Source organism: Corynebacterium yonathiae (assembly GCF_027570195.1).
Taxonomy (GTDB): Bacteria; Actinomycetota; Actinomycetes; order Mycobacteriales; family Mycobacteriaceae; genus Corynebacterium; species Corynebacterium yonathiae.
In genome coordinates, this window is record NZ_JAKMUZ010000013.1 from 42,495 (window position 1) to 56,790 (window position 14,296).

Sequence of the window (14,296 nt, forward strand, 5' to 3'; positions counted from 1 at the left end):
GTGGGCATGGCTTTTGCTGCTGAACATCCCCTCATTCCAAATTCCGAGCACCGCGTTGTCAGCGAGGTGGAGCGCACCCCAGGCGAGTTTCAGGTCGTTTCTGAATATGAGCCAGCTGGTGACCAGCCCACTGCCATTGCAGAGCTCAATGAGCGGCTGAACCGCGATGAGCGCGATGTCGTGCTCATGGGTGCTACCGGTACAGGCAAATCTGCTACTGCAGCATGGCTTATCGAAAAGCAGCAGCGGCCCACGCTAGTGATGGCGCCCAATAAGACCCTCGCAGCGCAGCTCGCCAATGAGCTGCGCCAACTCTTGCCACATAACGCGGTGGAGTATTTCGTGTCTTATTATGACTACTACCAGCCAGAGGCGTATATCGCGCAGACGGATACCTATATTGAAAAGGATTCTTCCATCAATGAGGACGTTGAGCGCCTGCGCCATTCGGCCACGTCCGCCTTGTTGTCTCGTAGGGACGTGGTCGTAGTCTCTTCCGTCTCCTGCATTTATGGCTTGGGTACTCCACAGTCCTACCTGGATCGCTCGGTAATCATTTCTGTTGATGAGGAGCTGGACCGCGATCGGTTCCTGCGACTACTGGTGGATATCCAATATGAACGCAATGACGTGGGGTTTACCCGCGGCACCTTCCGCGCCAAGGGCGATACGGTAGATATCATTCCGGCCTACGAGGAACGTGCGGTGCGCATTGAATTCTTCGGCGACGATATCGATTCCCTGTATTACATTCACCCCGTGACTGGCGATGTCATAGAGGAAGTAGATGAGGTTCGCATCTTCCCAGCGACGCACTATGTAGCCGGCCCCGAGCGCATGGAAAAGGCAGTGGCTGCAATCAAGGAGGAATTGGCCGAGCGCCTGGAAGACCTAGAAAACCGCGGCAAGCTGCTTGAGGCGCAGCGTTTGCGTATGCGCACAGAATACGATCTGGAAATGATCGAGCAGGTGGGTTTCTGCTCTGGTATCGAGAACTACTCCCGCCACGTTGATGGCCGTCCGGCTGGCTCAGCGCCGGCAACGCTACTCGATTATTTCCCAGAGGACTTTCTCACCATCATTGACGAGTCCCACGTCACGGTCCCGCAGATTGGTGGCATGTTCGAAGGCGATATGTCCCGCAAGCGCAATTTGGTGGAATTTGGTTTCCGCTTGCCGTCTGCGGTGGATAACCGCCCGCTGACCTTCGATGAGTTTGAGCAACGCGTGGGACAAACCGTGTATATGTCCGCCACCCCGGGTGACTTTGAGCTTACGTCCTCTGACGGCGAATACGTGGAGCAGGTCATTCGCCCGACAGGTCTGGTGGATCCAAAGGTTACAGTCAAGCCCACTAAGGGCCAGATTGATGACCTTATTGATGAGGTGCGTACCCGCATATCGCAGCAAGAGCGAGTATTGGTGACCACGCTTACGAAGCGCATGGCAGAAGACCTCACCGATTACCTCTTGGAGCAGGGAATTAAGGTGCGCTACCTGCACTCGGATATCGATACCTTGCAGCGCGTAGAGTTGTTGCGCCAATTGCGCCTTGGCGAGTTTGATGTTCTCGTAGGCATCAACCTCCTGCGCGAGGGCCTTGACCTTCCCGAGGTATCTCTTGTTGCCATCTTGGATGCGGACAAGGAAGGCTTCCTGCGCTCTACCACCTCCCTCATCCAGACCATTGGCCGTGCTGCCCGTAACGTCTCTGGTGAGGTCATTATGTATGCCGATAAAATCACCGACTCCATGCAGGAGGCCATTGAGGAGACGGAGCGGCGTCGTGAGAAGCAGATTGCCTATAACAGGGAACATGGGATTGACCCGCAGCCATTGCGGAAGAAAATCGCCGATATCCTGGACCAGGTTTATGAGGACGGCGGGGAGGAGGAGTCCGGCTCCGATCCCTCTGCAGTGGTGGAAAAGCGCGATATTTCCAGCATGGCCACCGATGAGGTGCAGGCACTTATCGACGACCTCTCGGCCCAAATGGGTGCAGCCGCGCGCGAGCTTAAATTCGAGCTGGCGGGGCGGCTCCGCGATGAAATTGCTGATCTGAAAAAGGAATTGCGTGGTTTGAAGGAAGCGGGAATTTAGTTTTCTCCCCCTGAAAGTGATTATTAGCTTCGCGGTTGCTTCTCTAAACAGCTGTGCTAGTTATACTGGACTGGTGCCAGAAGCGCCGCTTAGTTGTCACTGTGAAATAGTTCAACTGCAAGGAGAATAATGCTTACGTATAAAAACATTGCCGTCGGCACCGATGGCTCTGAAACCTCCCTGCGCGCGGTCCGTGCAGCGGCGTCCATGGCACGGGCGTACGACGCCAAGCTGATTATTATTTCAGCCTTTTATAACCATGCTGGATCCATGCTTGGCGCTCCGAGGGGCGACGAAGCCGGTCTGCCCGTTGTTAGTGAGGACATGGCCGGTACCTACCTGGACAATGCCACCCGCATCGCCGAGTCTGAGGGTGCGGAACACATTGAAATCGTAGGGAAATCTGGAGACCCAGTAAAAGCCTTGTTGGAAGTAGGCCAGGACTATGATGTGGACCTGTTCGTGGTGGGCAACCGCGGCGTAAATTCCGTTCGTGGTCGAGTCTTTGGTTCTGTGCCAACGGAACTAACCCACAAGTCAAAGGTGGACGTCGTCGTAGTTAATACCAGCGAGAAACGTTAATGATTTTTCGTTGTTACACTGGCAGTATTGCCCCTGTAGGCTAAATAAACACTCCGGGTACATACCCATAAAGAAAGGTCATCATGAGCGACTACAACACGATCGTTGTTGGTACTGACGGTTCTAAGTCTTCTCTCCTCGCTGTAGAGCGAGCAGCAAAGATCGCCGCCGCATTCGATTCCCGTCTGATCATCGGTTGCGCATACTACGAGAACCAGGAGCAGGCTTCCAAGACCCTGCGCCAGGATTCCGTAACCATCTTGGGCGATGAGAAGGCCGAGGCAAACCTGAAGGACGCCAAGGCTCACGCTGAGAAGTTCGGCGCTTCCAAGGTTGAAACCGCTGTTCGCCCGGGTACTCCGGTGCAGGCCCTGATGTCCATCGTCAATGACAACGATGCTGACCTGCTCATTGTGGGCAACCGCGGTATCAACTCTCTGACCGGCCGCCTGCTGGGCTCCGTTCCGGCAGACGTTGCCCGCCAGTCCGACTGCGACGTAATGATCGTTCACACCGTCAGCTAACCGTGGTGATTAAACCCGCCTTGGTCTTGTTAAAAGGCCAAGGCGGGTTTCGTCGTTAAGGCGCTGCTTACTCCGCGGGGTGCGCGGCGTTAAAGGCCGCAGCAAGGGCACTGCCGTTTGCGCCCTGAATCAATGGGATTGTGAAATGGCCCTCTTCATTGGCATCTGCTAGGGGGCTCAGGGAGCCGTGTGAGAGGAGCTGTTCCTGCGGACTAAGGTTGCGGATTGCGACGGAGTGAATCCGATCCGGGTGCTCATTGGCCACATCGCCATATGTCAAGGGATCGTGTTGCCCGTCATCGCCGATCAAAATCCACTGCATGTCTGGGTAGGCTATCAGCAAGTTGCGCAGCTGAACTCGCTTATGCTCCTGTCCGCTGCGGAAAAGGCCCGTCTCGGTTGGACCCCAGTCTGTCAGCAGCATAGGACCTGTGGGGAAACCGTGGTGGGACAAGAATTTTTTAAGCGAGCCAAAGGTATTCCACGCGCCCGTTGAAAGATAAAACACTGGGGCTTGGGGGAAGCGCTGTTGCAGCTGGGCATAGAACTCTGCCATTCCAGGAACGGCCTGTCGCCTGCTAGGACGCTTAGCCCAAGAGTTCCACGCGGCGGTCAACGCACGTGGCAACCACGTGACTAGCACGGTGTCATCAATATCGCTAACGATGCCAATCTTCGCCGCCGGATCCACAATAAGCACCTGGACTTCTACGGCCTTCGCGTTAGCGGCTTCAATCGTGGCCGTATGCCAACCAGGCTCCAGCTCGTGATCATGGACGAGAAGGTCGACATAGCCATTGCTATTGGTAGTGCCCGCGACGGTCTTGTCACCAATAGTGACCGACACGTCATGGTGCCCTACCTGAATGGTAAGAAACTGCTGGTAGCCGCGTTCACCCCAGGTATCCTTCCGGCCTTCATCAGGATCGTGCATGAGCACGCGGCCAAAGATTCTCACCTGCTCGGTATTGCCATAACCGGTATAGCCCACAATCTGGGGCTGCCATCCACGCTGCTGGGAGCGCTTCAGGGTAATCGAGTTCAGTGAGCTTTCGGCTTTGCGCATGATGTCAGATAAGGCCATGGCCTAAAGCTTACGGGAGCCTAAAGAACTTCGCCGCAGTCGCCGACTAGCGTGAGCGACTGGGTAGCACGAGTGATGCAGACATAGAGGTTTTGTAGACCCTGCGGAGAGGCATCCACGATCCGTTGCGGGTCTAGTACCACCACGTGGTCGAACTCAAGGCCTTTGTAGCGTTCTGCCGTGGCGGCGTCAATGACCGCTGTGAGTCTGCCATCCTCTTCATTGTGTACGCCTGGGGTGTAAGTGCCATGTTCAAGACGGCGAACTTGTACCCCATCGCGGATGGCTGTGGCCGGGCTGGCGTCAGGGTTAATCACCTCTAAGAGTCCATTAGCCAGCTCCGTGATGGGCTGCGGGGTGCGATAGTTGACGGTGAGAAAATGGTGGCGGAAGCGCTGCGCCACGAAGGGCTCAAGGGCCTCACCCCAGTCATCAACACCTGCCGGGGAGCCAGTCTGGGATGTATCTCCCACCAAGGTCATCCACCGCGAAGGGCAGCGGCGGAAGAGCATCCGCCACTCCATGGGAGTTAATTCCTGAGCCTCATCCACAATGATGTGGCCATACGCCCAGGTATGGTCTTCGCGGGCGCGCTGGGCAGTGGTGCGCTTATCGCGGACCTCCTGGCGGTGTGCCAGAGTTTCGGCGTCGATGACATCGTGGGCAGAAAGAATTTCCGCTTCAAACATGTCGTCGTCATTATCGGTGGACTCGGAGGAGGACAAGATATCCAGAGCGTCTTCTGCATCCGCCACTTGTTCGCGCCATGCAGCATCATCCGCTGCCTTTTTCTCCTCTGGGTTAGGAAGGCCGACGAGAACAGCCAACTCGTCGAGAAGAGCGGCATCCGAATTCGTCCATGCTCGACCTTCTGCTCGGTAGAGGGCTTCTTGGGTTTCCTCGTCATAACCGCGGGCAGCAGAGGCAATGCGCTCACGCGAGGAGACTAAGCTCGCAAGCACGTCGGTCGGGTGGAGTTCGGGCCAAAATTCATCGATCAGGGCAACTAAGGCCGCATCTTCCGCAAGGTCGTCGTGGAATTGATCGATATCGGCGCGCGAGAGGAGGTTGTCTCCGCCGAGTGGATCGGTACCGACCCTGTCCGCCATCTGCTGGGCGAGGTCTTCTACGAAGTGTTCGATGAAAGCTCCGCGAGCTTCGTTGTGCGGCTTGCGCGAGCGACGTGCCCGCGTGCGGGCGCTTTTTACCATGGCGGGCGTAATGCTCAAGGTGAGTCCGTCGACTGTCAGCTCGCGCGGAGCGTCAGGAAGCCGCTGATAGTCCTTAACCGCAGCAGAGAGGATCTCCACCATGGCGTCGCTACCTTTGATTTCGCGAGCCACAAGGTCTTCGTCTTGCTTTGGTTCAATTCCGGGAAAGAGCTCGCCGATGGTGGACAACACTACGCCGGTTTCGCCAAGCTCCGGGAGTACGCGCGAAATATAGTCTAAGAAGCTGCTATTGGGGCCAACGATAAGCACGCCAGTGGCAGAAAGCAGCTCGCGGTGGGTATAGAGCAAATAAGCCACGCGGTGCAAAGCAACCGCAGTCTTACCAGTGCCAGGGCCGCCTTCTACCACCATGACGCCGCGGGTATTATCGCGGATTATCTCGTCCTGCTCACGCTGGATAGTCTCCACGATCGACGCCATGTGGCCAGTGCGGGCCCGTTGCATGGCGTGGTAGAGCGCGGATTCGCTCGCAACGCCGGCTTCCTCTTTGCGTACGCCGGGGCCGGAAAGCACCTCATCATGAATCCCGGTGACCGTGCGTCCCTTGGTGCGGATTTGACGGCGGGTGTGGACCCCTTCCGGCTGGGCAGTCGTAGCAAGATAGAAAGGCCGTGCCATGGGAGCACGCCAGTCTAGGAGCAGTGTGCGATAGTCATCTTCACGCGCATCCAGACCCATGCGGCCGATGTAGCGGCGATCTAGGCCTTCAGGGGTGGGATTGTCACCGGGGGCGTCGATATCAATCCGGCCAAAAACGAGCCCCATTTGGGCCACATTGAGACGATCCAGCTTGGCCTGTAGCCCGTGGTATTCGGTTTCGCGGCGCACCAAAGCGTCCGCGTCCGGGGTGGAGGGGTCTACATCTGCCTGCACCTCATTGAGCCTTTGATTTGCCGCAGCCACCTCATCGTCAAGGCGGGAGAAAAGGCCGTCCACATAATCTTGCTCAGTAGCGATGGCTTCGCGCTCCGAGGAACTTGCAGCCGCCGCGTGCTTATTGGATGCTGAGGTCACGTGACTCCTTGGTAATTGGACGTTAATTGGGGGAGGTGCCGGGCACGCTGTCCGGCGAGGGGAGAGATGAGTTTAGACCCTGCCGTGACAAAGAACAACGGCCCAGCATAAAGCTGGGCCGTATGTCAGCGCCGAGTTACTCGGCCAAAGAAGTAGTGGCTACTTAGAGCGCTTTTCCAGCTTCTTGATAGCTGCCTCAATCTTCTTATTAGCCTCTTTTTGCAGTTTGTCCGCGTGCTTGGAAGCCTTCTTGCTTGCGCGCTTGGACTTCGCGCCCTCCAGCTTGGCCACTGCCTTATCGGCACGCGCCTGCGCCTTGGTAGCAGCCTTCACAGCACCGGTACGGGCGGTGTCTCGGTTAGCCTGTGCGGCCTCCAGCCAGTCACCCTTGTTGTCTTCTACGTAAGTCTTGGCGTTGTCGACGGAGTCCTCAAGGAAGGACTTGGCGTTGTTCAGCATACCGCGGCCAGACTCCTGCCAATCGTCCTTATTGTCCTCAACGTAGGTCTTGGCATCGTCAACATAAGACTTAGCGGTATCGAGCAGACCACGGCCAGTGGACTGCCAGTCGTCCTTGTTGTCGTCTACGTAAGCCTGTGCCTTCGCAGAGGTCTCATTCAACCAGTCGCCAGCCTTGGAGGACAGTTCGTTTGCGCGTGCGGAAAGCTCTTCGCGCTTTTGCTCGGACTCAGACTTGGTAGGCAGTGCCTGCTGAATCTTCTTGTTCGTGCGCTTGCCGGCCTTCTGAGCGCGCCAGCGCAGGGAAGGCTTGCCCTCGGTGTCCTGGGTAGCAATAAACAGGGCACCGAGCAGAGCGGTGTTGGTAACGAAGCCGTTGCGGCGGGATTCCTTGTCTTCCTTGTTGTCCGCAGCCCAGAAGTTGTTCTTGCCAATTAGGTTGGGCAGCGTAGCGGCCGCGAGAACCGCAGCGGAGGTACGCGGTGCCTTGCCCAGGGCCAGAGTGGAGCCGGCGCCTACCTTAGCGCCGCCAATAGCGCGGGTAACCAATTCTGGGTCATTGGGAATATAGCCCTGATACTCAGAAGGAACGGCCTTGCGCACAGTCTTGAGGAAACCCTCGGTCTCCTTTACATGATCGGACGCGTTGCGCAGGTTGTCTACGCCTTCCCATACAAATACAGATGCCAGCATGGGGCGGGCAAGCTTGCGAATCATAGTCCTTAAAGCTCCTTAGCTCGTTGCTTTGGTTCTAACGTGTGCTAGACCATTGTACGCGGATTTTAGCTGCTGGATCACCAGCGGCGCTCCCACCAGTCACCCAGCTTAGGGCGCTCTTCGCCCAAGGTAGTGGACTTACCGTGGCCGGGGCGCACGATCGTGTTGTCTGGAAACTCATCAAAGATACGGGCGGTGACGTCCTTATACAGGCGTACGAAGTCACCTTCGGAAGTGGTCTTTCCCAGGCCGCCAGGAAAGAGTGAATCGCCCACGAAGATATTGGTTATACCATCGACGGTTGCCACTAGTGCCGCACCGCCAGGGGTATGGCCGCGCAAGATGATGATGGGTAAATGAAGGCCTGCAAACTCGATAGAATCGCCTTCGCGGAGCTCTACGTCTACCTCGGCAGGGATGGCCGGGGAGTCTAGGAAAGAGGCGTAATGGGTAGCGCCGGTCTCTGCGAGAACTTCCTCGAGTGCGCGTACGTGATCCCAGTGGCGGTGGGTAGTCAATACTGCGGTAATTTTCACGCCGGCCTTATGGGCCATGTCGAGGATTGCGGGGGCGTTATCGGCGGCGTCGACAAGCAAGCCTTCTTCGCCCGCCTGCAAGAGGTAGCAGTTGTTGTCCATCTCGGACACAGAAATCTGATGTAGCTGAAGCTCGTTAGTCATGTCTCCTAGCCTACGGGTACATTCGAGGGAAGATTGCAATCCCTAGTACTGGAGGTCTGAGCACAGTGGCTGATCGTTTGGTGGTGCGCGGTGCCCGCGAGCACAACCTCAAGGGCGTGGATATAGATATCCCCCGCGATAAAATGGTTGTTTTTACCGGTCTATCCGGCTCCGGTAAATCATCGCTGGCCTTTGACACCATCTTCGCAGAAGGCCAGCGCCGCTACGTCGAATCCTTGAGCTCTTATGCCCGCATGTTCTTGGGGCAGATGGACAAGCCGAACGTGGAGTTTATTGACGGCCTGTCACCCGCAGTGTCTATCGATCAAAAGTCCACCAACCATAATCCGCGTTCTACGGTCGGCACGATTACGGAAATTTACGATTACCTGCGTTTGCTCTTCTCCCGCGCCGGAACGCCACACTGCCCGAAGTGTGATGCGGTGATCGAGCGCCAAACGCCACAACAAATTGTGGACGCCGTGCTGGAACTGGAAGAGAAACTGAAATTTCAGGTGCTGGCGCCGGTAGTGCGCAAGCGCAAGGGCGAGTTCGTTGATCTCTTCCAGGATTTATCAGCCCAGGGCTATTCCCGCGTCCGGGTGGATGGGGAAACCCATCAGCTTAGTGATCCGCCCAAGCTGAAGAAGCAGATCAAACACAATATTGAGGTAGTGGTTGACCGCCTACAGGTAAAGGCCTCACAAAAACAACGTTTGACGGATTCGGTGGAAACAGCTCTGCGCTTGGCAGACGGGCTAGTCACCATTGAGTTCGTAGACAGGGAAGAGCTCACCCACACTTATTCGGAGAAGGCGGCCTGCCCGAATGGTCACACGTTGACCATTGAAGAGTACGAGCCCCGTGCTTTTTCCTTCAACGCTCCGTTTGGTTCCTGCTCGGTGTGCGATGGTCTGGGCACCAAATTGGAAGTTGATGTTGACCTGCTCATTCCGGACCCAGATGCACCGGCGGTCGACGCCATTCAACCGTGGCACTCCAGCCCCAATTCTCGCTACTTTGTCAAGCTGGTAGAAGGTTTAGGCAAGGCTATGGGATTTGACCCCAAGACCCCAGTTAGCGAATTGACTAAGGAACAGCGCCACGCGCTTATCTACGGCACGGACGAAGAGGTGCAGGTTCGATATAAGAACCGCTATGGGCGCCAGCGTAATTGGACCGCGCCGTTTGAGGGAGCAACCGGTTTCATTCACCGCAAGCTGGAGACTACCGATTCCCAATCCCAAAAGGATCGCTTGCTGCAATACACCCGCCGCGTGCCGTGTAGCACTTGTAAGGGCACCCGCCTGAAGCCAGAAATCCTAGCCGTCCGTTTGGCTTCCACCACTCACGGTGAGCAGTCCATCGCTGGTCTGTGCGCGCTCTCGATTGAAGACGCCTCCGAGTTTTTGGATTCCTTGGTATTGGGGCATCGTGAAGAAATCATTGCCGGTGCTGTCTTGAAGGAGACTCAGGCTCGCCTGCGTTTCCTTCTGGATGTCGGTTTGAATTACCTTACCCTCGATCGCGGCGCGTCCACGCTTTCGGGCGGCGAGGCGCAGCGTATCCGGCTGGCTACACAGATAGGTTCCGGCCTGGCTGGCGTTCTGTACGTACTCGATGAGCCATCCATTGGTCTGCACCAGCGCGATAACCAGCGACTCATTAAGACCCTGCAGCGCCTGCGCGATATTGGTAACACCCTCATCGTGGTCGAGCACGATGAAGACACTATCCGGGAATCGGATTGGCTCGTCGATGTAGGCCCTCGGGCAGGCGAATATGGCGGCGAAGTGGTCTACCAAGGCGAACCAACCGGAATCGAACAGGTAGAAGAGTCCCTTACCGGCCAGTACCTTTCCGGTAAGAAGGTCCTCGCCGTACCGGACCACCGCCGGGAGATCGATAAGGACCGCACCCTGAAAGTCGTGGGCGCTCGGGAGAATAATCTCAAGGGCATCAACGTGGAAATCCCCCTGGGAGTGCTGGTATGCATTACTGGTGTCTCTGGCTCGGGTAAATCCACCGTAGTCAATGAGATTCTGGCCAAGACCTTGGCCAATAAACTCAACCGCGCCCGTCAAGTTCCCGGCCGTGCCAAGCGCGTCGAGGGGGTAGAGCACCTGGATAAACTGGTGCAGGTAGACCAGAGCCCGATTGGCCGTACCCCGCGCTCCAACCCGGCGACGTACACGGGTGTTTTTGACAAGATCCGTAACCTTTTTGCCGAAACCCAGGAAGCTAAGGTCCGCGGCTACAAAGCCGGACGCTTCTCCTTTAACGTCAAGGGCGGGCGCTGCGAGGCGTGCCACGGCGATGGCACCATCAAGATCGAAATGAACTTCTTGCCAGACGTCTATGTTCCGTGCGAGGTCTGTGAGGGGGCTCGCTATAACCGCGAGACCTTGGAGGTGCATTACAAGGGCAAAAACATTGCTGAGGTCCTAGATATGCCAATCTCCGAGGCTGCGGACTTTTTCGAGCCCATCAACTCCATTCATCGCTATCTTGCCACGCTTGTCGACGTCGGCTTGGGCTACGTTCGCCTCGGACAAGCTGCTACCACGCTCTCCGGCGGCGAGGCGCAGCGCGTCAAGCTTGCCTCGGAACTGCAAAAGCGCACTAACGGCAGAACCATCTACATTCTTGATGAGCCGACAACTGGTCTGCATTTTGAAGATATTCGCAAGCTCATGTTGGTTATTCAAGGCCTGGTGGATAAGGGCAACTCGGTGCTGGTCATTGAGCATAACCTCGATGTCATCAAGGCAGCGGATTGGATTGTTGATATGGGCCCAGAAGGCGGTGCGGGCGGCGGCACCGTAGTTGCACAAGGTACTCCAGAAGATGTTGCGCAGGTGGAAGGTTCCTATACCGGTAGCTACTTGCAGGACATGTTGAAGTAGGTCTCAACGTGAATAATAAACGCCTTGGAGCCAGCCTGATCGCCGCGCTTTGCCTGTGTACCGTGAGCGCGTGCTCTGGCGAGCCCTCGACAGAAAGTGCCCCCGCACCATCGACCAGCTCTGTGGCACCAAAACAAGCATCGGTGCGAGAGCAGCTGGACCATGCAGTGGAAAAGACGGCGAAGAGGTACCACGCCAAAGTTGGAGTTGCTATTGCCGCTGGCGATGACACTATAACTGCGGGCGATAAGGGCACAGGTCCTGTCTGGTCCACCATCAAAGTGCCTATCGCGATCGCGGCGCTTAAAGACGGCGCAGATAAAAGCCTCGTTGATTTGGCTATTAAAGAATCAGATAACGATGCCGCCTATTCTTTGTGGTCACAGGTGCAATGGCAGGAAGGATCGGCCAAAAAAGCGGTGGGGGACTTGCTCGATGACTATGGCTCCCGCGCGGATATCCACGACACCGCCTTTGGCTATTCCACGTGGCCATTAGAAGAGCAAGCTGTCTTTGGTGCGGAACTACCGTGCATTAAAGAAGCAGACTACGTTCATAAAGTTCTAAAAGACATCGTGCCGTGGCAAAAAATTGGCCTGTCGAAGGAGAAACAGACGCGAGCCAAAAGCGGTTGGGGACTGGACGAGGACGAAAACGAGTACACCTACCGCCAATTTGGTGTTCACGAGGTAGAGGGAAAGCGCGTCGGCGTGGCTCTCTCCGTCGTCACCGATGGCGAGGACTATGCCGATGCCGAAAAAGCGGTAAAATACCTCGCCCGTCAATTGGTGGACATTGTTGACGCCGGCGTCGGTGAGGGCGCCATTGACCCAGCCGCCCGCTGTACAACTCGCTAACCGCGTTGCGATTTGGTGGCAGGGGGAGAAGCTGCTATCCTCATAGCCACTACCGCCCATGACGCCTTTTCGAGGTTCGTGGGTCACAAGCGGAGTTTCTCCCACCCGAAGCCGCGAACATGGTTCGTAGGATAAAGGTAAAGGTAACCAAGCACTCGTGCTTGGCACTGTGAGAACTCCCGGCTGTCTATGACAGACCGGGTTTGATTCGTTTGTGGTCCCGGTAGGTGAACTACTTACTCATACACCCCCTAATCGAGGAGAACCACAATCAGCGCTGAAGCTCGCATCAATGAGCGTATCCGAGTACCCGAGGTCCGTTTGGTAGGCCCCGGTGGTGAACAGGTGGGCATTGTCCGTACCGATGATGCTCGCAAGCTTGCTTACGAGGCTGACCTTGACTTGGTTGAGGTAGCCCCGAAGGCAAAGCCCCCAGTGGCCAAAATCATGGACTACGGCAAGTTCAAGTACGAGCAGGCTCAGAAGGCTCGCGAATCCCGTAAGAACCAGCAGCAGACCGTGGTTAAGGAACAGAAGTTCCGTCCGAAGATCGACGATCACGATTATGAGACCAAGAAGGGTAATGTAGTTCGCTTCCTCGAGAAGGGATCCAAGGTCAAGGTGACCATCATGTTCCGCGGTCGTGAACAATCACGCCCGGAGCTGGGTTTCCGCCTCTTGGAGCGGTTGGCTGATGACGTCGCTGAGGTTGGCGTTGTTGAGTCCCGTCCCAAGCAGGATGGTCGCAATATGACCATGGTTTTGGGTCCGGTTCGCAAGGGCAAGAAGTAGACCAGATTCCACGTAGAATTTAAGGACTTAATACTCATGAAGCAGAAGACCCACAAGGGCACCGCAAAGCGTATCAAGGTGACCGGTTCCGGCAAGCTGCGCCGTGAGCAGGCTGGCCGTCGCCACCTGCTGGAGGGCAAGCCGTCCAAGCGTACCCGTCGCCTGAAGGGCACCGAGGCAGTCGCACAGCCTGACACCAAGCGCGTCAAGCGCCTGCTCGGCCGCGCATAATAGCGCCGAATCAACCCACATCCGCCATCACAATTTGAATTAAGGAAGTATCACTGTGGCACGAGTAAAGCGCTCAGTTAACGCAAAGAAGAAGCGTCGCGCGATTCTGAAGTCCGCTAAGGGCTACCGCGGCCAGCGTTCCCGCCTGTACCGTAAGGCGAAGGAGCAGTGGCTGCACTCCATGACTTACGCTTACCGCGACCGTCGCGCCCGCAAGTCTGAGTTCCGTAAGCTGTGGATCCAGCGTATCAACGCTGCCGCCCGCATGAACGACATCACCTACAACCGTCTCATTCACGGCCTGCGCCTGGCCGAGATTGAGGTTGACCGCAAGATCCTGGCTGAGCTTGCTGTCAATGACTTCGAGGCATTCTCCGCACTGTGCGAAGCTGCCAAGGCTGCTCTGCCTGAGGACGTTAATGCTCCTAAGGCTGCCTAATCATTAGGGGTATCATGCCCGCATTCTTCGGCGTTTAAACTGGGGGATACGGGCACTTTGGTTTTCGATACCCTATTTCACTTGGGTGCTCGGTCTCACGTGCTAGATTTGTCCCACACCCCGTGAAAGCCGAGACCGAGGAGAACATTTCCTATGACGAATCCAAACGGAGACTACCAACCTGATTATGGTGAGAACTCTGGCGCGTCCTATGACAACAACCAAGGCCAGCAGTACACCCCTTATAACCAGCAAGCTAGTTACCAGCCGCAGTACAGCCAAGGCTATGCACCGCAACCCAATATGGGTGCTTACTCGGCGCAGCAACAGTATGTTGCTCCGGGCCAACAGAAGTCGTGGATCGCGACCTTGCTATTGTGCTTTTTCCTAGGCTCTTTCGGTGCACATAACTTCTACACTGGCCGAACGACTTTCGGCGTTACGCAGTTGGTGCTCAATATCTTGGGCTGGGCTACTTTCTGGTTCCTGCTCGGATTCGCCTTCTGGGCCATCCTCGGTATTTGGGTGTTCATTGAGTTCATCATGATTATTGCCGGTGCTGGGGACTACGACAAGGACGCCCGCGGCGTCCCGCTCGCTAAGTAGGGCTCACCTATGTAATCCTGTTGCCGTGGGGCAGCAGGATTTTTCGTTCTTAAAGGGGACTCAGGGGCGAGTC

The 14,296-nt window shown here is 56.4% G+C and carries 13 protein-coding genes; 9 read left to right on the forward strand and 4 right to left on the reverse strand.

The genetic code is table 11. From position 1 onward, the window contains the following. The first annotated feature begins 6 nt into the window (after positions 1–6). The 3 genes from uvrB to L8V22_RS07790 all read left to right on the forward strand — a co-directional run bounded on the left by uvrB (position 7) and on the right by L8V22_RS07790 (position 3,206). Positions 7–2,100 (forward strand): excinuclease ABC subunit UvrB, encoded by a 2,094-nt coding sequence (gene uvrB / locus L8V22_RS07780; protein ID WP_238801842.1) that lies wholly within the window; start codon positions 7–9, stop codon positions 2,098–2,100. Positions 2,101–2,229: 129 nt separating this feature from the next. Next, on the forward strand, positions 2,230–2,682 hold the full coding sequence (locus tag L8V22_RS07785; RefSeq protein WP_238801843.1) for a universal stress protein: 453 nt from the start codon (positions 2,230–2,232) through the stop codon (positions 2,680–2,682). Between the two features lie 83 nt (positions 2,683–2,765). Continuing rightward, positions 2,766–3,206 carry a universal stress protein gene (locus tag L8V22_RS07790; protein WP_238801844.1) on the forward strand — a complete coding sequence of 147 codons (441 nt, stop codon included), beginning with the start codon at positions 2,766–2,768 and terminating at the stop codon, positions 3,204–3,206. 67 nt (positions 3,207–3,273) lie between these two features. Here the strand turns inward: L8V22_RS07790 and L8V22_RS07795 are convergent, their stop codons facing one another. From L8V22_RS07795 to L8V22_RS07810, 4 genes are all read right to left on the reverse strand, one after another. Then, positions 3,274–4,290 (reverse strand): App1 family protein, encoded by a 1,017-nt coding sequence (locus L8V22_RS07795; RefSeq protein ID WP_238801845.1) that lies wholly within the window; start codon positions 4,288–4,290, stop codon positions 3,274–3,276. A 20-nt stretch (positions 4,291–4,310) separates the two neighbouring features. Then, positions 4,311–6,536, reverse strand: coding sequence for a HelD family protein (locus L8V22_RS07800; protein WP_238801846.1), 2,226 nt, complete (start codon positions 6,534–6,536; stop codon positions 4,311–4,313). Between the two features lie 159 nt (positions 6,537–6,695). Continuing rightward, complete coding sequence (locus tag L8V22_RS07805) at positions 6,696–7,712, reverse strand: DoxX family protein (RefSeq protein ID WP_238801847.1); 1,017 nt, start codon at positions 7,710–7,712, stop codon at positions 6,696–6,698. Positions 7,713–7,789: 77 nt separating this feature from the next. Beyond that, entirely contained in the window at positions 7,790–8,392 is a 603-nt protein-coding gene (locus tag L8V22_RS07810; RefSeq protein WP_238801848.1) for an MBL fold metallo-hydrolase, read from the reverse strand. A gap of 65 nt (positions 8,393–8,457) precedes the next feature. On the opposite strand from L8V22_RS07810, the gene uvrA reads away from it, so the two are divergent. From uvrA to L8V22_RS07840, 6 genes are all read left to right on the forward strand, one after another. Next, the gene (gene uvrA / locus L8V22_RS07815; protein ID WP_238801849.1) at positions 8,458–11,298 is read left to right on the forward strand and encodes an excinuclease ABC subunit UvrA; all 2,841 of its coding nucleotides are present in this window, start codon (positions 8,458–8,460) and stop codon (positions 11,296–11,298) included. Between the two features lie 143 nt (positions 11,299–11,441). After that, a complete protein-coding gene (locus L8V22_RS07820; protein ID WP_269966443.1) occupies positions 11,442–12,155 on the forward strand; it encodes a serine hydrolase in 714 nt (237 codons plus the stop codon). Between the two features lie 270 nt (positions 12,156–12,425). Next, positions 12,426–12,947 (forward strand): translation initiation factor IF-3, encoded by a 522-nt coding sequence (gene infC / locus L8V22_RS07825; RefSeq protein ID WP_238801869.1) that lies wholly within the window; start codon positions 12,426–12,428, stop codon positions 12,945–12,947. 36 nt (positions 12,948–12,983) lie between these two features. After that, positions 12,984–13,178 (forward strand): 50S ribosomal protein L35, encoded by a 195-nt coding sequence (rpmI, locus tag L8V22_RS07830; protein WP_005323265.1) that lies wholly within the window; start codon positions 12,984–12,986, stop codon positions 13,176–13,178. Positions 13,179–13,233: 55 nt separating this feature from the next. Further along, entirely contained in the window at positions 13,234–13,617 is a 384-nt protein-coding gene (rplT, locus tag L8V22_RS07835) for a 50S ribosomal protein L20 (RefSeq protein ID WP_005323264.1), read from the forward strand. Positions 13,618–13,770: 153 nt separating this feature from the next. Next, positions 13,771–14,223, forward strand: a complete 453-nt coding sequence (locus L8V22_RS07840; RefSeq protein ID WP_238801851.1) for a TM2 domain-containing protein — start codon at positions 13,771–13,773, stop codon at positions 14,221–14,223. The last annotated feature ends 73 nt before the right edge of the window (positions 14,224–14,296 follow it).

Bases quoted from the DNA above. Each gene is read 5' to 3' on its own strand.
- uvrB (WP_238801842.1), top strand. From the start codon at position 7: ATGGCTTTTGCTGCTGAACATCCCCTCATTCCAAATTCCGAGCACCGC.
- L8V22_RS07805 (WP_238801847.1), bottom strand. From the start codon at position 7,712: ATGATTCGCAAGCTTGCCCGCCCCATGCTGGCATCTGTATTTGTATGG.
- L8V22_RS07790 (WP_238801844.1), top strand. From the start codon at position 2,766: ATGAGCGACTACAACACGATCGTTGTTGGTACTGACGGTTCTAAGTCT.
- L8V22_RS07795 (WP_238801845.1), bottom strand. From the start codon at position 4,290: ATGGCCTTATCTGACATCATGCGCAAAGCCGAAAGCTCACTGAACTCG.
- L8V22_RS07840 (WP_238801851.1), top strand. From the start codon at position 13,771: ATGACGAATCCAAACGGAGACTACCAACCTGATTATGGTGAGAACTCT.
- rpmI (WP_005323265.1), top strand. From the start codon at position 12,984: ATGAAGCAGAAGACCCACAAGGGCACCGCAAAGCGTATCAAGGTGACC.
- L8V22_RS07810 (WP_238801848.1), bottom strand. From the start codon at position 8,392: ATGACTAACGAGCTTCAGCTACATCAGATTTCTGTGTCCGAGATGGAC.
- L8V22_RS07785 (WP_238801843.1), top strand. From the start codon at position 2,230: ATGCTTACGTATAAAAACATTGCCGTCGGCACCGATGGCTCTGAAACC.